Genomic DNA, 24,251 nt, shown 5'->3' on the forward strand with positions numbered 1-24,251 from the left:
CCTACTCTACTAGCATTATTGCTAAATTCGCACTTATTTGTTGTCCTTCTTTAGCGTATATTTCTTTCACTTCGCCACCTATTGTTGCAAGTATTTGATTTTCCATCTTCATAGCTTCTACTATTGCTACTACATCGCCTTCTTTTATTTTATCGCCAACTTTTACTTTGATTTTTGTTAGATTCCCCGGCATGTGAGATATTATATGTCCTCTTAGGTGTGCTTGAGGCAATGAATCTTTTCTATTTGGTGTCTCTATTTTATCTTCATTTTCATTTTCTATTATTACTTCTTTTAGCTCTCCATCGATTCTTACAAAAAACGACCTAAGTGCTTGATCTTTTGCACCACTCCCCTCAACTTTTACACTATATGTCTCTCCATGCATATTTATTCTAAACTCTCTTGGCATTGGTGCATTATCACTTTGAAATGTAGTTAGTGCCTCTGGGGCTAGTCTATTTTCATTTCTCTCTACTAAAAATGTCTTTGCAATATTACCAAACATAGCATATGAGATGACATCAGTAGGAGACTTTGCAAAATCCTTAGATTCTGCAATAGCCTTTTGTAGCTCATCATTTAGAGTATCAGCAGGCCTAGTTGATATTATGCTAGAAGATTCAACTTTTTCTAGTAATTCTTTAGAAATTGGAGCTGGAGTTTTGCCATATAGTCCTCTTATTAGGTTTTGAGATTCAGTAGTTAGTGTTTTATATTTTGTTTGTGTTAGGACATTTAGCACTGCTTGAGTTCCAACTATCTGACTTGAAGGGGTAACTAATGGAGGATAGCCAAAATCCCTCCTCACACTAGGAATTTCTTCTAATACCTCGTCCATCTTATCAAGTGCATTTTGTTCCCTTAGTTGATTTGCCATATTAGATATCATACCACCGGGTATTTGATTTATGAGAACTCTAGTGTCAATTTGATTGTATTCTGATTCAAACTTTTTATATTTTCTTCTATTTTTCTTTAGAATCTCTGCTGCCTTCTCCATTGGCTTTAAGTCTAATTTACTATCCCATTTTGTATTTCTCAATGTAGCTACCATTGATTGAGTACATGGGTGACTTGTTCCTTCAGCAAAAGAAGAATTAGCAAGATCAACAATATCAACCCCCGCTTCAATAGCTCTAATATGACTAGCAAAGGCAAATCCGGCAGTGGAATGCGTATGAAGTGCTAGAGGCAAATTTATCTCTTCTTTTATAGCTTTTACTAGCTCATATGCGACATTTGGCTCTAATAATCCAGCCATGTCCTTAATAGCAAGTGAATCGCAACCTATTTTTTCTAATTCTTTACCAAATTCAACAAATCCTTTAATGTTATGAACAGGTGAAGTTGTGTAGCATATAGCACCTTGTGCGTGTTTGTTTTGTTTCTTTATTTCCTCTACACTTTTTTTGATGTTTCTTATATCATTTAACGCATCAAAAACCCTAAAAATATCTACACCATGCTGGGCACTAAGCCTTATAAACTCACATACAACATCATCTGCATAGTGTCTATATCCTATTAGATTCTGCCCTCTTAGTAGCATTTGTATTGGAGTTATTTTAAAGATTTCTTTTAAAGTGGATAATCTCTCAAACGGATCTTCTTTTAAATATCTCAAGCAAGTATCATAAGTAGCACCACCCCACACTTCTACACTATGAAAGCCAACCTCTTCAAAGTGTTTTGCTGCTTCAATCATATCTTCCAATCTTAAACGAGTAGCTATTAGTGATTGATTTCCATCTCTTAGGCTATTTTCTGTTATTTTTATCATCTGCACCCCTCATTTTTATTTATTATATCATAAAGGGTGCTTTATTTTAGGCTAGTTGGTGCTTTCTTTTTGCACTGTTGTAATATGATAGAATCTCATTGCATATGCCAACCCCATACATTCTATCAAGTTTCAAATTATAGTCTTTGCCAAATGTTTCAAACAAGTGAGTTTCAACGCTTCTCTTTCCATCTAAGATAGCATAATAAGAATCCCTATCAAAGCTATTTAAATCTTCACTAGCTAAATGCAACATAAAATCATCAAAAACATCTTTTAGTGTAATGTTTTTATGCTTTTTAAAAAGCAGAGTAAATAAACTTTGCTTATGATATGCTCCATCCCATAAAGAAATCTCATAGAAAAATGCAACAGGTTTATACTCATCTTTATTTTGTATTGTTTGAGTGATTCCATTTAACAGACCACCTTTTAGGATTATTATATCTGCTATTTCCTCACTTGCTTTTTTAAACTCTCCATTTATAAGCTTTTCAACATCAACCAAACTACAAAAAGCTTCCCAGCCCTTTAAAATATACTCTTCACTTGTTAATTCATCAAAAATATTGCACTTTCCACTTTTTAGATTCTTCTTTTCTACAAAACTATCTATTACATTCAATGTTATGTCATTTAGTCTTGGAATCTCTAAAGCTTCATTAATTTCAGTCATAACACAGGTATTCATACTAAGCCTTTTTAATGATTTTTTGCATATTATTTTGATTATTTATAGAGCATAAAACAACAACATCGCCCTTTTTGGAGCTTTTTTTGTAATCATTTATCTTTGTATCCTTACTCTTTGGTGCTTCTACAACATCAAAAAAATTACAAAGTTTATATCCTTCATAAGTTAATTCCATAGCTCTCTCCTTAGAATCTAAAAATCTTACTTGCAATTATACAAGCAAACTTCATTCCATTTTATTATATTTATATTGTGATAAATCGACATTTTGTAAAAAAATATTATATATGGAGTAAATTATTTTAAGAATTTGTAGTAATTAACCAGCTATCTCAAGCTTTGGAGTATCTATATTGTTGTTATTTTGATTTTTTATATAGCTAGATATTTCATAAGAATTTTTACTATTTTGCTTTTTGTCTAAAGATTCATTTTCACTTTTATCTTCTTCTCTTCTTTTTATATCTTCTTTTAGTTTTTCTTGTGTTTCTTGTGCCATCTCCACTCTTGCTTGAGATTCCATTTGCATAGCACTTGCAGCTACTTTATAATCCTGCGGACTAGGGTCAGCAGGTGCCATAGCAGCAGCAACGACTTTTCTTGCATTTTGTATAGTTTCTTGCGGTGTATCACCTTTTTGCATAGCTATTGGCACTTCACCAGCAGTTGCATACATTCTTCCATCAGGCCCTCTAGTATAGCTATAACTAGCACCTCCAGTTACTACACCAGCACCAGCTGCTATATGGGCGTTTTCATGGGCTTTTACATTTCTATCTATCCTCTCTAATTCGCGGACATAATCTGCTTCATCAGGTTCTAGCTCTTTGCCATTTACCATTTCCGTATTTTCTTTTTTCTTATCTTGCTTATCTAATTCATAATTTTCTTGTTCTTCATCTTCTTTTTTACTTGTAGATTCTACTTCATAGCTTACTTTCTTTTCTTTTTGTGTAAAATCTTTAGCATAGGCATCAAACCAACTATAACCAGAAAAATTAGAACCTACTTGCATACTCACCTCTTTAAAGTTAATTAATACATTCTAACACAAATTCTCTAGCTTTTTGCAAAGCCTCATCAAGTTTGCTTATATCTTTTCCGCCTGCAGTAGCAAAGTCATCTCTTCCTCCGCCACCACCGCCCATAATACTTGCTACTTCTTTTACCCATGCTCCAGCTTTTACATTTGTATTCTTGCTACCTGCTGCAATTTTACCTTCATTATTAATTAACAAAATTACAACTTTTTCATACTTGTTTTTAGCATTATCAATTAATGGCTTTATATCATGCAAATCTGTTTTAGAGACTATCAAATTTACATTGTTTATAACCTCTGCTTTAAAGTCTGCATTAGTTGTGTTGCTATTATTTGATTTTAGACTTTTTATTAGCTCTTTTTGCTTTCTTATACCCATTAGCAAGTCTTGAGCTTTTAGCTCTTCTTTTGCTTGTTGTATTTCATTTATAGCATCTTTACCATATTTATATGCAGCACTGCCACATACTGCCTCAATCCTTCTAACACCACTGCTAACACCGCTTTCTTTTATAATATAGAAGCTTCCTATACTAGCAGTATTTTGCACATGGATTCCACCACATAGCTCTATTGAATCTCCAAAAGTAATCACTCTTACATTCTCGCCATACTTCTCGCCAAAAAGTGCCATGGCACCTTTTTGTTTTGCTTTTTCTATATTCATTATTTCGCATTCTTGATTACTTGCTTTTAGTATTCTTTCATTAACCAAGATTTCTATATTCTCTAGCTCATCACCGCTTAGCTGACTTTGATGAGTGAAGTCAAACCTCAATCTATTTGGCTCAACTAAACTTCCAGCTTGTGCTACATGCTCACCTAGCACATCTCTTAGGACCTTATGAAGCAAATGAGTTGCACTATGATGCTTTGCAATTTCTAGCCTATTATTATCAACCACTGCATGAACGATATCACCAACATGTATTGGAGCTTTAGATACAATAGTAGATATATTTAGCTCAAAATATTTTCTAGTATCTTTTATGATTGCTACTTGTTTATCGTTTACATACAAGCTTCCAATATCTCCAATAGGACCTCCTCCTTGAGGATAGAATGGAGTTTTATCAAGCATTACGTATCCATTTTCATTTAGCGTTGTTACTTCTTTGAAATTTTCATCAAGCAATGCAAGAATCTTAGAAGTAGATTCAGAGCTTTCATAGCCAACAAAAATATTTTTACTATATTTTGCTATTAATTCTTTAAACTCTCCGCTATTACTTATATCTCCACTTCCCTTCCAGCTCGCCTTTGCTTGCTCTTTTTGTTCTTGCATACATTTTTCAAATGTATCTAAATTAACTCCATATCCCTTTTCTCTTAGCATATCTTGGGTTAAATCAAGCGGGAATCCATAAGTATCATAAAGCTTAAAAGCAATCTCTCCGCTAAATAGTCTGTTTTGTGGCTCTTTTTCTAGCTTTTCTAGCTCTTTATTAAAGAGATTCATTCCATTTTCAATAGTCTCAAAGAATCTCTTCTCTTCGCCTATGCATTGATTCTTTATAAACTCTCTTTTTTCCCTTAGATAACTATAATGATCACCTAAAATATCACATACAACATCTATGATACGATATAAAAATGGCTCTCTAATACCAAGCAAATATCCATGCCTAACTGCTCTGCGTAAGATTCTACGCAAAACATATCCTCTGCCTTCTTTGTCAAAATTCACACCTTGTGCAAGCAAGAATGCAACAGACCTAGCATGATCAGCAATTACTCTATAACTTGCTCCACTCTCATAAATATATTTTTTCCCAACTATGTCTTCTACTTTTAAAATTAATGGCATAAATAAAGAAGAATCAAAATTGCTCTTTTTGCCTTCTAGTAGTGCCATTACACGCTCTAGTCCCATTCCAGTATCGATACTTGGCTTTGGAAGCTTTTTTAAATTCCCACTCTCATCTCTCTCATACTGCATAAACACGAGATTCCATATCTCTAAGAATCTATCTCCATCTCCACCAAAGTAATCTTCAGGTCCGCAAAACTCTTCACCTTGATCTACAAAAATTTCGCTACAAGGACCACAAGGACCAGTATCTCCCATTTGCCAAAAATTATCTTTATTCCCCATTCTTTTAATTCTGCTAGAATCTATATGCTTACACCAAATATTAAAAGCTTCATCATCATCTTCATGGATTGTTACATACAAGACTTCTTTAGAGAACCCAAGCACCTCTGTAACAAACTCCCATGCATAAGCAATTGCTTCTTCTTTGAAATAAGCACCAAAGCTAAAATTCCCAAGCATTTCAAAAAGCGTATGATGTCTTGCTGTATAGCCTACATTTTCTAAGTCATTATGCTTACCACCAGCACGAATACATAGTTGTGCACTTGTAGCGATATTTGGTTGCGGTATTGGAATCTTTCCTGTAAAAATATCTTTAAACTGAACCATACCCGCATTTGTAAATAGCAAAGTTGGGTCATCTGGCACCAAAGGCATAGAACTATAAACTTGATGACCTTTATTTTTAAAAAACTCCAAATACAGACTTCTTACATCTTGTTTCATGCAACACCTTCTTTAATAATTACTTTAGATTCTACTTTGTTTGGTTTAAAATATTGCTTACACCGCCATATTTATAATATGCAGCACATGCACCTTCAGAGCTAACCATACAGCTTCCAAGTGGATTTTGTGGATTACATGCTTTAGCAAACAATCTACAATCAAGTGGCTTTTTATTGCCCCTTAGAATCTCTCCACATATGCAACCTTTATGTTCATCTTTTGGGATTCCACCTAGATAATCTTTAAAGATAATTTCAGCATCATATTTTGCATATTCATCTTTTAATCTCAATGCAGAATGAGGAATCTCACCCAACCCACGCCAATAAAAACTATCCCTAAGAGTAAAATATTTATCCACTAATTCTTGTGCTTTTAAGTTGCCATCTTTACTTACAACTCTTGCATATTGTATGTTTATTTTAGATTCATTATTTATCTTTTGATTTACTATCGATAATATACTCTCTCCTATATCAAGTGGCTCAAACCCGCATACAACAATTGGTAAATGATACTTATCTAATAAAGATTCATATATTTTTGCTCCCGTTATCACACTTACATGTGATGGTGCTAGAAGTGCATTAATCTTGCAGTCTTTAGAATCCAAAATAACCTCTAGCGGTGGCGGCACTAAAACATGGTTTATATGAAAAAATACATTATCTAATTTTTCTTCTATTACTCTATTTAGAAGTGCTGCAGTCATTGGCGTAGTAGTCTCAAAGCCTATTGCAAAATATACGATTTTTTTATCTTTGTTTTCTTTTGCTATTTTTAATATATCAAGCGGAGAATATATAAATCTTACATCAAGCCCATTGCTTCTAGCTACCTGCAGAGAACCAAAACTTCCCGGAACTTTAATCATATCTCCTAGCGTTAATAATATTACATCTTTTTGTGATGCTATTTTATATGCATGGTCTATTCTGCCTCTAGGCATCACGCACACAGGACAACCGGGCCCATGGATAAACTCTATATTTTCTGGTAATAACTGCAAAAGTGAATACTTCATAATAGTATGTGTATGACCTCCACACACTTCCATGATTTTTAAAGGATTTTTTAGTTTTTTGGATATTTGGTTAATGGCTAAAAAAACCTCTCTTATCTTTTCTCCATCTCTATAAATATCTATATAAGGATTCATGTATCTCTCCTATACTAATTCCAAAAATGATTTTCGTAAAACTTTTATAGAACCACCAAAATTTACTTTAACATTTTCTCCATTTACTTCTAAGATTCTGCCATATCCTAGAATCTTGTGCATAACGCAACTGCCTTTTTGAAATTCTTCATTTTTATCTACCATTATTTTATTGCCATCTTGCAAGTTGCTATCTTTTAAAAATATTGATGGTTTCATATTATCATTTCGCCCACCAAAATATAGCCTAGAACTTACATGACACAAATACAGCTTACTCTTTGCTCTAGTAAATGCTACATATGCTAATCTTCTTTCTTCTTCTAGCGATATATCTTCTTTATTTAGCGGGAAAAACCCATCTTCTAAACCTATTATAAAAACATAATCAAATTCTAAACCCTTGCTAGAATGCACACTCATGCAAGATACACTATTTTCGCTACTTATTTTCTCTGCATTTTCTTGTTCGCTTTGCAAAGCTAACTCATTTAATGCATCAAGCAATGAATCATTTGTGTTATTTTTATAATAATCCTTACATAATCCAAAAAATTCATTCACATTACTAACCCTATCTATATCATCATTTGAATTTTCTAAATCATCTAAAAAGCCAATTTTTTCTTCAAAACGATTTACAAATTCATCAAAACTATAATGCTCAAAATCATCTTGTAAAGTTTCTAGAATCTTAAATAAATTTTCAATTTCATTTTTTAATTTTGGAGCTAATGGAGGTAAATTATTAGTTTTAAATAGTTGATATATGCTAGATTTATTATCTTTTGCATGTGTTTGTAGCTTTTGTATTGTTGTTTTTCCTATTTTTCTTTTAGGAGTATTTATGATTCTAAGTAAAGATGTGTCATCATTTAAATCAACTAGCACTCTAAAATAAGAAATAATATCTTTAATTTCTTTTCTTTCATAAAATGCTATCGTTCCAACAAGGACATATGGAATCTTTTCTTTATTAAATGCTTCTTCTAGCGACCTTGATAGTGCATTTAGTCGAAATAGAACTGCTATATTTTTTGGTTCTATACCATTTTGTATGAGTTTTGATATTGTTTTTGCTACTTTTTTTGCTTCTTCTTTTTCGTCTCTTAAATGCAAGACTTCAACCTCTTCTCCATCTCCAAGCGTGCTTTTTAAAGTCTTTCCAAGCCTTTTTTTGTTTTCACTTATTAGACAATTTGCAGCCTTTAGTATGTTGTTTGTAGAGCGATAATTATCTTCTAGCTTTATTTCTTTGGCTCTAAAATCTTTTGTGAAGTTTAAAATATTATCTATATTAGCACCCCTCCAACTATAAATACTTTGATCATCATCGCCAACAACGCATAAATTACTATGACTAATACATAATTGTTTTAATAGTTTGTATTGAATCTTATTTGTGTCTTGAAACTCATCTACCATTATGTATTGATAATGATTGCTTAGATTTACTGCTATTTCTTTGTGTCTTTGCATTATATCTAGTGGCAAAAGCAATAAATCATCAAAATCGACTACATTTCTATCGAGCAAAATCTCTTCATATTGCTTATAAATTTGAGCAACCTTTATACTCTCTTCTACAAATCTAGAATCTCCACTTAGAGAATCTGCATTTTTTAATGCCATCTCCACACTAATTTCAGAATTTTTGTAATTAGAAATGATAGAAGCTATTTTTTTAGGTGGTATTTCTATTCCTTTTGTTTCTTTATCCAGCTTTTTAAGCATAGACCTTACATCATCGCTATCAATTACATAAAAGCTATTTTTTCTACCTATATGATGTATATTAGATTTTAAAAACAAAAGCCCAAACTTGTGAAATGTGCATAAAAGTGGCGGAATCCCTACGCTATCTATCATGCTTATAGCCCTTATTTGCATCTCTAGTGCTGCTTTATTAGTGAAAGTTAGAGTAAGCGTATTTCTTGGGTCTATACCTATCTCATCAATCAAATAAGCCAAACGAGTTGTTATTGTCTTTGTTTTCCCGCTTCCAGCTCCAGCTAGAATCAGTAAGCTACCATCTATTGACTTTACAGCTTCAAGTTGATTTTGATTTAATGTATTTAAAATTTCAAGTTTCATTACTGCCCTTGCATTATTTGTGCGGATTCTAACATGTTTTTGTTTTCTTTAAGATATTTGTAATACAATGTATAAATAAAAAATAAAGAGAGACAACATGCTATACGATTTTACCAAACTCAATACCCTAATCGTAGTCGCTAATGAAAGCAATATATCCAAAGCTTCACATAAGCTAGGATTATCACAACCTGCAATTAGCTCCCAACTAAAATTTTTAGAAAAATACTTTAATTTTAAAATCATAGAAAGAAAAAGAAGTGGCATAAAACTAACACAAGATGGCGAAAAACTGCTAAAACTAGCATTAAAAAATAAAAAAATGTTAAATGATTATCAAAAAGATCAACTAGAGCTATTAAACTCAAAGACAACACTAAATATAGCAACTTCTCCATATATACATAAAAACACGATGCAAACATATAAAAATACCATAACAAAATACTACAACAATATAAATTTCTATATAAGCAAAGACCCAAAAAATGATTTAATAAATAAAAAGTGTGATATAGCAATCTTGGATAATCCAAGTAACAAAAAAACAATCAACACAAGACTATGGCTTTCAGAAAACTTCAAAATAGTGCTATCAAATAACATAAACATAAAAAGCAATAGTGCTTTAAGCAATGCACAATGGATTATTCCACACAAAACCTACATACATATACCAATTGATGATATATTTGTAAAATTGTCCTTAAATATTGAATCTCTAAAGACAACATACTACAATAACATCTTAAACATATCTAGCCTTATAAAAGAGAATAGCATAGCCATAATTCCAAATGAATTTACGCCAAAAATAAAGGGCAAGATAATATCTAGTAATACATTTGGGCAAAAGATTCATAGAGAGATATATATCGAATATTATAAACATCAAAAAAGCCCACTAATAGAGAATATAGTTAATTTTATTATTTTTAATTCTTGAATAATTTTTTAGCTATATATCTATTAAGCCCACTATTTGTTTTTAGATAAGTTTTTGTAGCTACTAGATTTATATCATGTTGTGCTACAAAGTTCCAAAAGTTACAATCATGTCCCCTAAACTCCAAATGTGTAAGCTCATGGATAATAATAGAATCTATTACATAATATGGCATTAAAGATAGCCTTAAACTAAAGCGTATTTTCTTACTTACTGTATAACAACTACCAAGAGTATTTAAGCTCTTACCATATACAACATCACTAGGATATAACCCCAATAATTTGCTAAACTTTGGCAATGATATGCTTATATATTCTTGCAACTTTAACCTATAAAATTCAACTATTTTTTTGTCATTATATAACCAAAGCCTATTCCACTCATCTAACACCTGTAATTCACTCTTAATCCATTCTCCAAACAAAAATATCTTATCTTTATGTATTGTATATTGCGTAGATTTGTGTGCCACAAGCCATTGCTTTGAATCTTCTAAAAATTTCATACACTCTTTTATACTAGAAGACTTTGGCGCACTAAGTAATATATCATCTAAGCCCCTATAGCTTAAACGAAAATTTTTATACCCTCTACCTCTTCTTAGTTTTATTCTAAAACCATGAAATTCCACATTATTCATAATATGATTCAAATCTACTGCTTGTTGGAGTCAGAATCTCTACTTCATATTGCACTTGATTATTCACTATTCTTTCTTTGAAATATCTCTTTGCACTTGGAATCTTGCTTGTGTAAAAATACTCCACACCAAAAGCAGTTGCATAATTAATCCAATCATATTCCAAATCAGCCTTTATAAGTTTTGATTGTTCTATTAGTTTAATATCAAGCTCACTAATTGAGTTTGCTATATACATATTTCTCCTATCTTTCTCCTGTGTGATTGATAGCAAACTTGGGTTGTAGTTTATCTGCGTAGAATAAATTCCACTAGGTTTAATATCATTATATGTAATTTGTGAAAGTATAATTGCACTGCTAGTAATTGGCGTATTTAAAAATACCTTAGAATTTGAAATTGCTCCTTTAAGATTCTTCATCTCCTTTGGAAAATTCGCAGAATCTTTTTGATTGAATACCTTCTCATAACTAATATTTTGATTATATTTTGCTACATATCCATGCAATGCAGAACCTATAAAACTAGAATCATAAAAACTAGTTGTTTTAATATTATTATTCAAACTCGATAGTGCTCTAATTTGTGCTTCATAATCAATCCCACCAAATATAAGATTCTTAGATACCTCCCCTTGTATTTGAGAGATATGCACACTTGGGATATATACTGGAATGTTAATATTTAGCTTATTTAAATTATTTGCTCCAACATGAGTAAAAATAGCTATTGCATGCTTGTATCCGCCTTGATGTATCTTGCCAATTACCCTTTGTATATCATCTATACTTTCTGTATTTGAATCAAATACTTCAAAATTAAAAGTTGCATTTTGATTTAGAAGATAGCTTAAGACCATATTTGTGGTATTGCTAGAATATCTACCTATTGTCTTTCTTGGAAAGACTAGTGCTATATTAAATGCTGATTTTTTGGCATTTTGCAACTCTAGTGGAGCTTGTTGAATCTGCAAGCTTCGCATTATCTCATTTAAACTTACATATAGCTCCTCATTGGCATTTTCTGCATTTAATTTCGCAACAAACGAAAATACCTTACCTTCTTTAAGGAGTTTCTTTAAACATGCACGAGAACATTGCTCTACATCTACATTTAATACTTCCACACTTGGAATGTTAATTGGAGAAACATATCTACCAGCTGGGAGCAATAAACTAGGCAACAACATAACAAAAACTAAACTTCTTAGTATCTTCATAAACTTCCTTTGATTGTTAAAAATTCCTTATGTGCTTGTATTTTTAATTTTGGTTGTCTTAGAAGTTGAGATATAGAAAATGTCGGAAATAAGTCATATCCATTCCATTTTAAGAATCTCCCTTGAGATTCTTCATATCTTAATCCCACATCACACAACAACCCATAAGCTTCACTTCCAAGACACACTATTTTTTGTGCATTAGAAAATTCTAATTGCTTTAAAAAATAATCCTTACAATTACTAAACCCTTCCTTGCTATAAGTCATATTCATCTCGCATTTTATAAGAGATGTTATTGATACTTCTTGTATTTCTAAATTCAGCACTTTTTTTATTATATTTAATAGCATGTCAGCCCCTTTTGATGTGAATCTATTTTCATTATCAAGTATTGGAAAAAGACTAACAAACATTAGCCTTGAGTTACTATTTATAATACCGACATGTGCTTTGCTATTTCTATGCTTACAAAGTGTGCATGAATTAATAGCTCCACATAAAGAACCCAAATTTTTAAAATCAAAACTCTTTTGCAATGATTGTAATATTTTTGGTTCTACATATTCAAACCCAAAATTTTGCAATAAATACATTTTTTTTAAAAGTAATGCCTTATGAAGTGTCTGCACAAAAGCCCTATTTTATTGATTTATCTGTTCTTAGATGAGCAAAAATTCTATAAGAATTAATATTTATTGTCAATATAACACTATAGGAATAATATTTGCTTGTAATTTATGGTAATAAGGATATAAAAACAAACAAGGAAGTAATACTATTTTAAGGATTTAGCATGTATTACACAAACAAAGATGGTGGCATATCATCGTATATTAGTGGCGTTAATTATTCTTATGAAACACAAAAAGCACTACAAAATAGAAGCGAAGAGAATAAAAGGCTAAGCACAACTGCTAGTCAAGATGAAAGCTTTGAAAAGCAAAAAGCCATACAAGAAGCTATTCAACAACTAAAAATGACAGGCTCTGTTTCTGCTGATATAGCACAAAAAGTAAATGTAGAAGAACTAAAAAAATCACTAGAAGAATCTATAGACACAAACAAAGAAAGCGATGCTACTAAAATGCTATCTAGCACAAGTGGAAGCAAAAAAAGCAACAAAGCAGAACAAACACCAGAAGGCTCACAAGAAGTCCTAAGTCAAACAGAAGCCTTAAAGCAAGAAGCATATAAAAAACTAGCTGACCTAACATATCAAAATGCACCAGAAAAAGATATAGAAGATACAAAACTTCAAATAAGAAAACTAGAAGCAAAAGAAAAAGCCGAAAATGAAGATGAGCTTATAAGCATGAGTGATAAAAAAGATTCATTTTTTGAAAAAGAAATAATAAAATCTCCAAGCAATGCACCAGAAAATATAAGCGATGAGATAAAAAATGGCTACAATCCACTAGAATCTAATGGAACTACTAAGCCTAATTCTGTATCATTTATAGATGAAGTAAGTGGCAAAAATATAAGCGTCCCTCTAACAGAAGAAAATGCAAAAGCAATAAAAGAAAAATTTGGCAGTCTAGATTCAAAAGAAGCACAAGATTTTGTAAAGTCTTGGTATTATGATGCGGCATATAGTATGGGATATTTAGAGCAAGATAAAGATGGTGATGGCAAACTAAGCTTAGATGAAGGAATCCACATAAATAGCCTTGTATCACTAAAAGATTCTAAATATTATTCTGTTGCAGAGAGAATCCCAGGCGGAGTTGAAGCCCAAAAGCAATTCTTAGACAAAGTTGGATTCTTTGATAATATAGGAGACTTTATTAATCATTCAATCTCCCAAGATAAAGACCTAAATGGAGCACTAAATCTAAAAGAAATGATGGGCGATAAAGATGAGCTAATGCTATTTAAAACATCAGGTTCAGAGGGCAACACACTAGATATATATGTGCTAAAGCATTATAAGGTAGATATAGAAAATAGTATAGATGATATCCTTATAAATCTAGGTAACAATAAAGAACAAAATACAAATCAAGACCAATCTACATCTAGCAAAGATGAAAAAATAGAAGTAACAACAAGTGATGATTATAATTGGCTAAAAGATTTAAAAAATTTAGTCAATGAAAATTATCTAAACAACCTAAACACACAAGATAAAGAAAACTTACTAAAAAGTGAGACAATTTTGCAAAACTTACTAAAGGATAAAATTAGTGCATAGATTCTATGCACTAAGGAGAAGTTTATGGAAGATTTAAAATCATTAGCTATTGAAGTTATGTTTTTCTTAGTAATAATTATCGCACTTCTAATATATAGAAGAAAACTTAAATAACTAAATAATCCTATGTGATACAAACTTTGACATATTATTTAATATCTCACCACCTTTTCTAAAGCCCAAAGCACAAGCCTCATATGCATAAAAAACATTTGCTTGATAGAAGCTACCATTATGTGAGTTTAATTCTGCAAACTCTTGATAAAGTTCTGGGTAATTTTCATAATTGCCATTGCTTTTAGTTAGAATCTCTCCACTGCTAGATAGAATTGATACACTCTCGCCCTCTCTGCCAAAAGCATGTTTTTTGACTTGCTTTTTATCAAGCATTTCATATGAGTTCTCAAGCAATAATGGGTGATTCGGAAATAAATCCCATAGAATCTTCATCATTCTTTTACTTTGAAACATAAGTGTATATGCTGGATTTAAAAAGATAGTATTTTTATTTCTAATCATTGTAGTAATAAGCATTGCCAAATCTGGCTCATCTACTGCGATACTCTCCCATGGTATTAGCTTAAACCAAAACTCGTAATTATCTCCATTGAAACTAAGTCCATTATGCTCATCTAGCTGTGCTTCATGTGCATAACAAAATGAAGTATTAAATCCAGCTTCCCTTGCAATTACTTCTAGTAACTTCACGCTTCTTTCTTCTTCTATGCTACCTTGTATGCTAGAAAACAGAATCTTCCAACCTTCATAAACAAAATCAAAGTTTGAAATATCGTCACCAAGAGTGATAATTCTCTTAAAGTTATCACTTAAAGATTCATATAAACTATTAAACTGCATAGATTCATCAAAGCCATTTTTCTTTAAAAGTGCCCATTGGATTATCGCACTCTCATATAGCATAGTAGGAGTATCTGCATTAAACTCCAATAACTTAATTGGCTTCCCATCTAGCCCACCTGCAAAATCAAATCTACCATAAAGATGCCAATGCACCTCCTCTTCCCAACTCATTTTTATAGCTTCGACTAAATTAAACGGAATCCCTAGTTCAAAAAATAAATCATTGTCAATTACATATTGCCCTGCTTCCACATACATATCATAGAGTTCATTTGCAGCATCATAATATCTTTGTGCTTCATCTTCTGTAACCTCTATTATTTCATTGCTAATATATGGAGTATCATCGATGTCTGTATGCCATTCTAATCCTAGATTCTCTAAATCCTCATTACTTAAAGCTTCAACTTCTGTAATCTTCATACTTACCCACCATATGTATTTGAATTATTTTGTCTATTTTGAGTATTTGTAGTATTTGGCGTATTATTATTTGGGGAATAAAACCCACTTCTACCGGCATTTGTTGCATTATTTCTATTAAATGAATTTTGAGATCTCTCATAAGCTTGGGGAGTTTTATAGCTCGTTCTTTGCTGTGATTGATAGTTTTGATTATTAAACAACTTACTACCAATCCAACTTCCAAGTATAGCACCAGCAGCACTTGCTAATATCGTCTCCCCCAAAGATAACCCAGCGCCTGTTGGGTTTGTAAGCTGTGAAGTACCTGAATCTATCTTTTTAGATTCTTCTTGTATTATCTTATCTATCTCCTCTTGCGTCAAGATTCTCTCATTGCCGTTTTGCTCCCTAAGAATCACTCTAGTACTAGAACTTGGTGTTTCTTCTAGTATTTTATAGCTTCCGTCTGCTTGTTCTTCTATTGTTACTATAGCTCCATTTTTTGTGGCTTGTTCTAATCCACTAGAAGAAGAATTTTGATTCTCTCCACCATTACAACCAACAATAGCCAAAACAGCCACTAATCCTAGACCGGTTTTGCTAAATATTCCAGCTATCCTAGAATCTCCTATTTTATTTAAGAATTTTTTATTTATCATAATATTCCCTAAACCTGCGATGTGTCATAAAAACCTAATTTTATACTTTAAAGACTTAAAAAATTAATAAGTTTATTTTTAAGAAACATTGTTAAAATTACTTTCATTATTACTTTAGATTGCTTTAAAATATAACACATAAACAAGGCTAAGTGCATGATAGAAAAGATTATATTATTTGGTATTTTTATATTAGCATTTGGATATTTTACTTACAAATTATTCCCTAAAAAAAATAATGGTTGTGGTTGTGAAGATTGTAACTGCACAAAAGAAAAATAAAATACTCATCCCTGGTATTGCAAGATTATAATGTTACTTTAAGCTATTAAAAGATAAAATAATCCTTTAATTTTGCTTAAATAACGCAAGATTTATTCTATTTATTCAAGGAAGTTACAAATGAAATTCACAAAACTTAGTTTAGCTACCTGTGTTGCAGTAGCAGGTCTTTCATCAGTTAGTTTGGCGCAGCCACTAGAAGAAGCAATCAAAGGTGTTGAGGTTAATGGTTTCTTAAGATACAGATATAATGATACTAGAATAGACAATGAAGGCTTTGTCAAAGATGGTAAAAGAACAGATAATCAAGGTAACCCTGTGGCAGATAGTAAAGGCAGTGCTGGACACAACTGGAGAGCAGAAGCTACATTTAAAACTCCTGTTGTAAATAATGTTGCAATGACATTAGGTATCGGATACCACAATGTAGATCAAAATGTAAATCATGGTAAAGGCGTAAGTGCTGTTAATGCTAATGGTGCAACTGTTAATACTCCTTTCTTGGGAACAGGTCTTGGTGCTGGTAAAGATTCTAACTTTGGTGTAACAGAATTCTATGCTACTATCAGTCCAGATACAACGGCTACTACAATTCAAGCTGGTAAAATGAGATTGGCTACTCCTTTAAACGATTCGCTAGATGACAGAGGAACAGGTATATTAGCAATGAACTCTGACTTACCAAACTGGACTTTTGTTGCTGGTGCATTTGATTCTTGGAGCACAGATGATCAATTTGCTGGTTATGCTGGTGATTATACAAGTGTAGTTAAGCCACTATATACTATCGCTGCTCTAGCTAATTATGAAACAGGAATTGGTAATATCAATGCTGAAGCTTGGTTGTTTAGTGCTGATGATTTAATTGATAGTGCTGTATTTGCACAACTTGGTTGGGATAGCAGTCTAGCACATCTTAAGGGACAATATATACTGGCTAACCTAAACAATGATTTAGATAAGCCTTTTGTAGCGCTTCATGGCGGTAAAGTTCAAGATTCGGCTGATTTATACATTATTGAAGGTGGTGTAAAATTCCACGATTACCAAGTTCCACTAGCTGTTAAAGTTGGTTACTGGGGTAACTCAAAAGATTCTTATTCTGTATCACTTGACAATGGAGATGGTGGATACCTAAGCTATGCTGGTGAGCTATGGTTTGACAATCCTGCTACAGGAATAAATATCTCTGTTCTTCCAACATACACTGGTATTACAATGCCTCTAGAAAATGAAAGCAACGAACTTAGCATATTCTACGGAAATGTTAGCTATGATATTTTGGATAACCTAACTGTAGGTATCGACTATGTAAAGGGAACAAACACTCTTACAAGGGGTATTGATGCTGCTAGATATTCTGGCGATATTGATTTCCAAGAAATCACTCCAAAAATCACATGGCAATACTCTAAGGCTCTAAAAATTTCAACTTACTACGCTATGCTACAAACTGATGCTGATAAGCAAGTTATCTTAGGTAGCCCTGATGTAAGCACTTGGAATGATGCTGTAAATACAGATTCTGAAGATAAAAACAGATTTAGGGTAGAAGTTAGATATAACTTCTAATTTATACTCATAGGAATCTCCTATGAGTCTTCATCTATGTCTCTCAAAATATACTTAAAAATACAAAAATTTTTAACCTTTTAAAAGCTTTTTTTTATTTTTATTTTGATACCTTATACGGCGTTTATAAGCCATCATTTATAAGGAGAAATAATGCGAAGCAAATGGGTAGAAGCCCGCAAAAATGATAAAGTAAAAACGCAACTCTATTATGCAAAACAAGGTATCATCACAGAAGAAATGCAATATGTAGCAAACATAGAACATTTAGATTCTGAGCTAATTAGAAAAGAAGTGGCAAAAGGTCGCTTGATATTGCCATCAAATATCTATCACACAAATTTAGAACCAATGGGAATTGGGATTGCTGTTAGAACAAAAATTAATTCTAATATCGGTAGCTCTGCTCTTGCAAGCTCTATTGATGAAGAGGTACAAAAAACTCTAGTATCCATTAAATATGGTGCAGATACTATTATGGATTTAAGCACAGGTGGTGATTTAGATAGTATAAGAGAAGCTGTTATTAAAAACTCTAGCGTCCCTATTGGCACAGTACCTATCTATCAGATTTTACATGATGTAAAAAATGATATAAACGCACTCACCATAGATAAAATGCTTGAAGTCTTAGAACGACAAGCAAAACAAGGTGTTAGCTACTTTACAATCCATTGTGGATTCCTGCTAGAACATATGCCTTCTTTGGCAAAAAGAAAAATGGGAATTGTAAGTCGTGGCGGAAGCCTTATGGCTTCTTGGATGATGCACTATCATAAACAGAATCCTTTTTATGAAGCTTTTGATGATATTTTAGAGATTTGCAGAAAATATGATGTATCTTTAAGTCTTGGAGATTCTTTGCGTCCGGGTTGCTTAGCAGATTCTAGTGATGAGGCTCAACTTGGAGAGTTAAAAGTCTTAGGAGAGCTAACCTTAAGGGCATGGGAAAAAGATGTGCAAGTAATGATAGAAGGTCCTGGACATGTGCCTATGAATGAAATCGAACGCAATGTAGAACTACAAAAAGAGCTTTGCCATGAAGCACCTTTTTATGTTTTGGGACCACTTGTAACTGATATTGCCGCAGGATATGATCATATAGCTTCAGCCATTGGTGCTAGTATTGCAGCTTGGAAGGGTGTAGCAATGCTTTGTTATGTTACCCCAAAAGAACACTTAGGATTACCAAACGCCAAAGATGTGCGAGAGGGAATCATAGCCTACAAAATAGCAGCACATGCTGCTGATATTGCAAGAGGCAGAATCAATGCTAGGGTCAGAGATGATGCTATGAGTAATGCAAGATATAATTTTGATTGGAATAGACAATTTGAACTAGCACTAGATCCAGAGAGAGCTAGAGAATACCACGATGAGAGTCTGCCTCAAGAAGTATTTAAAGATGCGAAATTTTGTTCAATGTGCGGACCAAAATTTTGTAGCTATAAAATATCACAAGAAATAATAGAACAACATAGTTAAGGAGTATTAATGAATCAAGAACAATTATTAAATTTATTAAAAGAGGTAATTTACCCAAATTTTGAAAAAGATATTGTAACTTTTGGATTTGTAAAAGAAATGCTAGTGCATGAAAATGCAGTATCTTTAAGACTTGAGATTCCATCAGCTTCAAATGATGTGGCAAACTCACTAAGAGAGAATATAACACAAAAGCTAGAGAACGCTGGAGTTAGCAAGATAAATATAGACATTAAACAACCAACCCCACAACAACCAAAGCAACCAACAACTAAAAATCTAGCCCCACAAATCAAAAATTTCGTAATGGTAAGCAGTGGTAAAGGTGGCGTAGGAAAATCTACAACAAGCGTGAATCTAGCAATAGCACTTGCCATGCAAGGTAAAAAGGTAGCACTGCTAGATGCAGATATTTATGGTCCAAATGTGCCTAGAATGCTTGGATTAGAAAAAGATAAGCCAGAAGTAGATCAAAAACTAAAAAAACTTATCCCACTTCAAGCATATGGGGTAGAGATGATTTCTATGGGTGTGCTTTATGATGAGGGGCAGAGTCTTATTTGGCGTGGTCCTATGATTATTCGAGCGATTGAACAAATGCTAAGCGATGTAATTTGGGGCGAGCTTGATGTTATGATTATTGATATGCCTCCGGGAACTGGTGATGCACAGCTAACTTTAGCACAAAGTGTGCCTGTAACTGCAGGAATTGCGGTATCAACTCCGCAAAAAGTAGCCTTAGATGATGGCGCAAGAGCATTAGATATGTTTAAAAAACTTAAAATCCCACTAGCAGGTATCATTGAAAACATGAGTGGCTTTATTTGCCCGGGCTGTGGAGAAGAATATGATATTTTTGGCAAAGGCACAACAGAAGTAGTAGCTAGAGAATATGGCACACAAACTCTAGCACAAATCCCGATTGAACCAAGCGTTAGAGAAGGTGGAGATAGTGGAAAACCAATTGTTTATTTCAACCCAGAATCTAAATCGGCAAAAGAATATCTAAAAGCTGCAAAAAGCTTGTGGGAATTCATAGAAGAAGTAAATGCTAAAAATCTAGCTGATAATAAAGAGATTCAACCAATCAACACTGGAAAGTCAGCTTGTTCATCATAAAACACAAATAGCTCCTCCAAAGTGGGAGCTACAAAGCTTTATAGAAAATCCACAAAATTTATATAAATCACAAAAGTATCATTTTATTTTTAACTATGCCAATTTCTTTTTTTGCTTGTATATCTCCCTATCTTGGCTCTTGCAAATATCTCTAACTTATGTCTATGTTTTTTAGCTATATTTCTTGCTTTTGTTAGTTTCTTTGGAGAAATTGCATATAGCATTTGATACTCCTCTGGAGAATAAAACCATTCAAAAATAGCCTTACAAAATCTAAAAGATACATTGTTTTTTGATGATAGTCTCTGCAAATCCATGAAGATTCCATCAGATATATCCATACCTGCATTTGCTATTTTATTTATCTCAAAAATCATTCTAGGATACAATAGAGGTTTAGAAAATCTACTATTATGTTTTACATAGTTATATCTTAATGCTATTTTTAGTGCAGAAATATTTTTGCCAAATTTTTGTGCTTTAGCTTTGGTTAATGCACTAAAAGGGCTAGTATAAGCCATATAATCACCCCTTTTTATCCTCCATCTTAAAAGTGGTTTTTTTTGTAATTTACCAATAAGTGTTAATGAAATTTGAAGCTTTGAATCTTTTATAGTATCTCCACCTATTATTCTAACTCCATGCTTTAAGGCAATACTGCCTATGATATTTGATAACTCTTTTATCTGTCTAAAGTTATGCGGTATTGAGATATTTAGCATTGCATACACTGGAGTAGCATTTGTAGCATATATGTCAGAGAGATTTACTAAGAATGCCTTTTCTATAATGTCATATAAATTGCACCACTTTATTTTAAAATGCACATCTTCAAAGAATGAATCGCTAGCAATTACATAATCGTTAAACACAAAACAATCATCGCCAAGTCCAAGTGTAGCTCTAGTATCCTCTAATGATTTTATAAATAATCTCTCACTATCTTTCATCTATAAACTTCATACTTAAATCAATCCACCTAGCTTGATGTATTATAGAACCACTAGAAATAGCATCTATACCGCTATTTGCATATTCTAAAATATTATCTAAAGTAATATTACCACTAGCTTCAATTAATACATGGGGCGCTATATCATTCCTTAATCTCACACACTTTATTATGTCATCTATCTGCATATTATCACACATAATAATATCCACACCACTACTTAGTGCCTCTTTAAAAAATCGAATATCCTCACACTCAACTTCTATTTTTGAAGTCCATGGAATCTTGCTTTTAGCTTTTTCTACAAATTCTTTTAAGTTAGAAATATTAGCCATATGAGTATCTTTTAGCATTAAACAATCATCTAAACCCAATCTATGATTTACAATTCCACCTTGTTTAGATGAGTATTTTTCAAACTCCCTTAAAAGAGGCCTAGTTTTCCTAGTATCTAGTATTTTGCACTTTGTATTTTGTAGTTTTTTTGCGTATTTATTAGCATTTGTAGCAATCCCACTTGAATGTTGTAAAATATTTAATAACACTCTCTCAATAGATAAAATATCACGATCAAGCCCAGAAATATTTAAAATAATATCCCCACTTTTAAATTCATTAGAATCATGTATTAAAAACTCACAATCAACTCCAACCAACTCACACAACCTAGTTATATAAATTTCACCTGATAAAATTCCGCTATCTTTAGCTATCACTCTTGTTTTGACTATCTTTTTGTCTGATAGCAAATAATATAAATCCCCTCTACCATTATCCTCTAATAATGCTTGTTTTAAAAAATCGTCTAACAAAATCTTTAACATAATAACTCCTATGAGAGTTCTAACATCTTATCTAATGCTATCTTGGCCTTTAGAGCAACATCGCTATTTAAAATTATTTCATTATAAGCCTCACCGCTATCTATAGCATTTAGTGAATTCAGCACATCTTGCAGGGTTGTTTCATTCATTGTTGGACATTCTGGCTTTGTAGAAGATAGGACAAATGTATTTTGGATTCCATTCTTACTAGGTCTTAGACGATTTACCAAATTAAACTCTGTTCCAACCGCAACCTTCTGACTATCATCTAACCCATTTACAAAGCTTATGATCTGGCTAGTAGAGCCAACAAAATCAGCCTTTTGCACGACTTCTGGCGGACATTCTGGATGAACTGCTATTAATATATCTTTATATTTCTCTTTAAAAAACTCTATATCCTCCACCTTAAAAAGCTGATGAACAGAGCAAAATCCATCATAACAAATCACATCACTTAAAATTACATCTTCTTTGCTATCTATCCCTAATACTACACTCTTTAACCCCTGTGATTGCGCTAGATTCTGTCCCAAGCATCTATCTGGCAAGAAAAATATCTTTTTATTTTGCTTTAGTGCATAATCCATTATTTTTTTTGCATTAGAACTAGTGCATACAACTCCGCCTAACTCGGCTACTTTTGCTTTGACTTCAGCATTTGAGTTAATATATGTAATAGGAAAAACTTCATCTATACCATAGCTTTTTAGAATCTCTATTGACTTATCAAAATATGTATCATCTATCATTCTAGCCATAGAGCAACAAGCAATTTTTGGCATAAAAACCCTCTTTTTTGGTGCTAATATCTTAACACTCTGCCCCATAAACCCAACACCGCAAAATAATACAATGTCCTCATTGCTAGAACTTGCCTTTCTTGCTAACTCTAAACTATCTCCAACTAAGTCTGCTATCTCAACTATGCAATCTTGTTGATAATAATGTGCTACAAGCAAAACATTGTTTTTTTCTTTAAGATTCTTTATTTCCTGTATCATGGCTTACTCCTATATCATTACCAAATAACACCTTATTACCTGATTCTACATTATAATTCCAACCCTTAGTTATCATAACTATGGTAGAACCCATCTCAAAATACCCTATTTCATCACCTTTATTAATCTTTATGTCATCTAATATAATCACACAAGAATCTTTTTTATCTATCAGCTCTGGTGTTATATGTATTTGGATTCTACCGACATTTAACGCACCTATTGCCACAATAAAAAACTCATTATCATAGAAATCAACGCACTCTAGCACAACTCTTTTATTTTTGGTAAAAAGATTTTCAACATTCTTTAGTGCAAAATTATTCACCGGATATAAAGCACCCTTTATAAACCTCACCTTTTTTACTATTAGATTCGTTGGAGCATGGAATCTATGGTAATTACTTGGAGATAAATAGATATTTATAAACTCATAATCATCATCTATGCTTTTATCCAAAAAGTCAGATACAACATACTCTTCTCCCTTTATTTGCAATGCTTTATTGTTTGTGCATTTTCCTACTTCAGTTATCAATCCATCGCTAGGCGAGATTAATACACTTAAATCCTCCAAAAACTCTCTCTCCCTAACCAAAGAACGAGTAAAAAGAGAATTTAAACTCCTATAAGATTCAATGCTATCAAATTCATCTAATGAGATATTAAATAACTTAACATAAGCTTTATTTATAAGAATCTGTAAAGGTGTGAAAAAGCAAAAATGAGAAATATACTCAAATATTTTCGAAATAACCAAAGTCAT

The 24,251-nt window shown here is 32.4% G+C and carries 22 protein-coding genes; 6 read left to right on the forward strand and 16 right to left on the reverse strand.

Translation table 11 applies throughout. From position 1 onward, the window contains the following. Nucleotide 1: 1 nt before the first annotated feature. The 7 genes from PF021_RS03440 to PF021_RS03470 all read right to left on the reverse strand — a co-directional run bounded on the left by PF021_RS03440 (nucleotide 2) and on the right by PF021_RS03470 (nucleotide 9,317). Nucleotides 2-1,783 (reverse strand): pyruvate/oxaloacetate carboxyltransferase, encoded by a 1,782-nt coding sequence (locus PF021_RS03440; RefSeq protein ID WP_271021024.1) that lies wholly within the window; start codon nucleotides 1,781-1,783, stop codon nucleotides 2-4. A 46-nt stretch (nucleotides 1,784-1,829) separates the two neighbouring features. Beyond that, on the reverse strand, nucleotides 1,830-2,474 hold the full coding sequence (locus PF021_RS03445) for a hypothetical protein (protein ID WP_271021025.1): 645 nt from the start codon (nucleotides 2,472-2,474) through the stop codon (nucleotides 1,830-1,832). Between the two features lies 1 nt (nucleotide 2,475). After that, nucleotides 2,476-2,652, reverse strand: a complete 177-nt coding sequence (locus PF021_RS03450) for a hypothetical protein (RefSeq protein ID WP_271021026.1) — start codon at nucleotides 2,650-2,652, stop codon at nucleotides 2,476-2,478. A gap of 144 nt (nucleotides 2,653-2,796) precedes the next feature. Then, complete coding sequence (locus tag PF021_RS03455; protein WP_271021027.1) at nucleotides 2,797-3,492, reverse strand: putative metalloprotease CJM1_0395 family protein; 696 nt, start codon at nucleotides 3,490-3,492, stop codon at nucleotides 2,797-2,799. Between the two features lie 16 nt (nucleotides 3,493-3,508). Next, the gene (alaS, locus tag PF021_RS03460) at nucleotides 3,509-6,061 is read right to left on the reverse strand and encodes an alanine--tRNA ligase (protein WP_271021028.1); all 2,553 of its coding nucleotides are present in this window, start codon (nucleotides 6,059-6,061) and stop codon (nucleotides 3,509-3,511) included. A 31-nt stretch (nucleotides 6,062-6,092) separates the two neighbouring features. Continuing rightward, nucleotides 6,093-7,223, reverse strand: a complete 1,131-nt coding sequence (hypD, locus tag PF021_RS03465) for a hydrogenase formation protein HypD (RefSeq protein WP_271021029.1) — start codon at nucleotides 7,221-7,223, stop codon at nucleotides 6,093-6,095. Between the two features lie 9 nt (nucleotides 7,224-7,232). Continuing rightward, nucleotides 7,233-9,317, reverse strand: a complete 2,085-nt coding sequence (locus PF021_RS03470) for an ATP-dependent helicase (protein WP_271021030.1) — start codon at nucleotides 9,315-9,317, stop codon at nucleotides 7,233-7,235. A gap of 97 nt (nucleotides 9,318-9,414) precedes the next feature. Between PF021_RS03470 and PF021_RS03475 the strand changes: the two genes are divergently transcribed. Further along, nucleotides 9,415-10,263, forward strand: a complete 849-nt coding sequence (locus PF021_RS03475; RefSeq protein ID WP_271021031.1) for a LysR family transcriptional regulator — start codon at nucleotides 9,415-9,417, stop codon at nucleotides 10,261-10,263. On the opposite strand, the gene PF021_RS03480 is transcribed toward PF021_RS03475, so the two are convergent. Genes PF021_RS03480 through PF021_RS03490 form a run of 3 tightly spaced genes read right to left on the reverse strand, consistent with a single transcriptional unit; the run spans nucleotide 10,253 to nucleotide 12,757 of the window. Then, the gene (locus PF021_RS03480; protein WP_271021032.1) at nucleotides 10,253-10,918 is read right to left on the reverse strand and encodes a YgjP-like metallopeptidase domain-containing protein; all 666 of its coding nucleotides are present in this window, start codon (nucleotides 10,916-10,918) and stop codon (nucleotides 10,253-10,255) included. The two genes, PF021_RS03475 and PF021_RS03480, sit on opposite strands and share 11 nt — an antisense overlap. Further along, a complete protein-coding gene (locus PF021_RS03485) occupies nucleotides 10,899-12,125 on the reverse strand; it encodes a hypothetical protein (RefSeq protein WP_271021033.1) in 1,227 nt (408 codons plus the stop codon). Before PF021_RS03485 ends, PF021_RS03480 begins: the two co-directional genes overlap by 20 nt. Continuing rightward, the gene (locus tag PF021_RS03490; RefSeq protein WP_271021034.1) at nucleotides 12,122-12,757 is read right to left on the reverse strand and encodes a uracil-DNA glycosylase family protein; all 636 of its coding nucleotides are present in this window, start codon (nucleotides 12,755-12,757) and stop codon (nucleotides 12,122-12,124) included. Before PF021_RS03490 ends, PF021_RS03485 begins: the two co-directional genes overlap by 4 nt. 164 nt (nucleotides 12,758-12,921) lie before the next feature. Between PF021_RS03490 and PF021_RS03495 the strand changes: the two genes are divergently transcribed. Beyond that, nucleotides 12,922-14,322 carry a hypothetical protein gene (locus PF021_RS03495; RefSeq protein WP_271021035.1) on the forward strand — a complete coding sequence of 467 codons (1,401 nt, stop codon included), beginning with the start codon at nucleotides 12,922-12,924 and terminating at the stop codon, nucleotides 14,320-14,322. Between the two features lie 114 nt (nucleotides 14,323-14,436). On the opposite strand, the gene PF021_RS03500 is transcribed toward PF021_RS03495, so the two are convergent. Both PF021_RS03500 and PF021_RS03505 read right to left on the reverse strand, forming a co-directional pair. Then, nucleotides 14,437-15,606, reverse strand: a complete 1,170-nt coding sequence (locus PF021_RS03500; protein ID WP_271021036.1) for a glutathionylspermidine synthase family protein — start codon at nucleotides 15,604-15,606, stop codon at nucleotides 14,437-14,439. 2 nt (nucleotides 15,607-15,608) lie between these two features. Next, nucleotides 15,609-16,247, reverse strand: a complete 639-nt coding sequence (locus tag PF021_RS03505; protein ID WP_271021037.1) for a UPF0323 family lipoprotein — start codon at nucleotides 16,245-16,247, stop codon at nucleotides 15,609-15,611. A gap of 156 nt (nucleotides 16,248-16,403) precedes the next feature. Between PF021_RS03505 and PF021_RS03510 the strand changes: the two genes are divergently transcribed. The 4 genes from PF021_RS03510 to PF021_RS03525 all read left to right on the forward strand — a co-directional run bounded on the left by PF021_RS03510 (nucleotide 16,404) and on the right by PF021_RS03525 (nucleotide 20,705). Further along, nucleotides 16,404-16,529, forward strand: coding sequence for a FeoB-associated Cys-rich membrane protein (locus PF021_RS03510; RefSeq protein ID WP_271021038.1), 126 nt, complete (start codon nucleotides 16,404-16,406; stop codon nucleotides 16,527-16,529). Between the two features lie 120 nt (nucleotides 16,530-16,649). Continuing rightward, nucleotides 16,650-18,101: a major outer membrane protein gene (locus tag PF021_RS03515; protein WP_271021039.1), complete on the forward strand. Its 1,452-nt coding sequence runs from the start codon at nucleotides 16,650-16,652 to the stop codon at nucleotides 18,099-18,101. Between the two features lie 153 nt (nucleotides 18,102-18,254). Further along, nucleotides 18,255-19,586 carry a phosphomethylpyrimidine synthase ThiC gene (thiC, locus tag PF021_RS03520; RefSeq protein ID WP_271021040.1) on the forward strand — a complete coding sequence of 444 codons (1,332 nt, stop codon included), beginning with the start codon at nucleotides 18,255-18,257 and terminating at the stop codon, nucleotides 19,584-19,586. A 9-nt stretch (nucleotides 19,587-19,595) separates the two neighbouring features. Further along, entirely contained in the window at nucleotides 19,596-20,705 is a 1,110-nt protein-coding gene (locus PF021_RS03525; protein ID WP_271021041.1) for an Mrp/NBP35 family ATP-binding protein, read from the forward strand. A gap of 89 nt (nucleotides 20,706-20,794) precedes the next feature. Here the strand turns inward: PF021_RS03525 and PF021_RS03530 are convergent, their stop codons facing one another. The 4 genes from PF021_RS03530 to PF021_RS03545 are packed head-to-tail and all read right to left on the reverse strand — an operon-like array spanning nucleotide 20,795 to nucleotide 24,251. After that, on the reverse strand, nucleotides 20,795-21,655 hold the full coding sequence (locus PF021_RS03530; RefSeq protein ID WP_271021042.1) for a thiamine-phosphate kinase: 861 nt from the start codon (nucleotides 21,653-21,655) through the stop codon (nucleotides 20,795-20,797). Then, on the reverse strand, nucleotides 21,645-22,481 hold the full coding sequence (gene nadC / locus PF021_RS03535) for a carboxylating nicotinate-nucleotide diphosphorylase (RefSeq protein ID WP_271021043.1): 837 nt from the start codon (nucleotides 22,479-22,481) through the stop codon (nucleotides 21,645-21,647). Before nadC ends, PF021_RS03530 begins: the two co-directional genes overlap by 11 nt. An 8-nt stretch (nucleotides 22,482-22,489) precedes the next feature. After that, nucleotides 22,490-23,485, reverse strand: coding sequence for a quinolinate synthase NadA (gene nadA, locus PF021_RS03540; protein ID WP_271021044.1), 996 nt, complete (start codon nucleotides 23,483-23,485; stop codon nucleotides 22,490-22,492). Further along, nucleotides 23,460-24,251 (reverse strand): phosphatidylserine decarboxylase, encoded by a 792-nt coding sequence (locus tag PF021_RS03545; protein ID WP_271021045.1) that lies wholly within the window; start codon nucleotides 24,249-24,251, stop codon nucleotides 23,460-23,462. Before PF021_RS03545 ends, nadA begins: the two co-directional genes overlap by 26 nt.

It is taken from the genome of Helicobacter ibis (genome assembly GCF_027859255.1).
GTDB classification, from domain to species: Bacteria; Campylobacterota; Campylobacteria; order Campylobacterales; family Helicobacteraceae; genus Helicobacter_D; species Helicobacter_D ibis.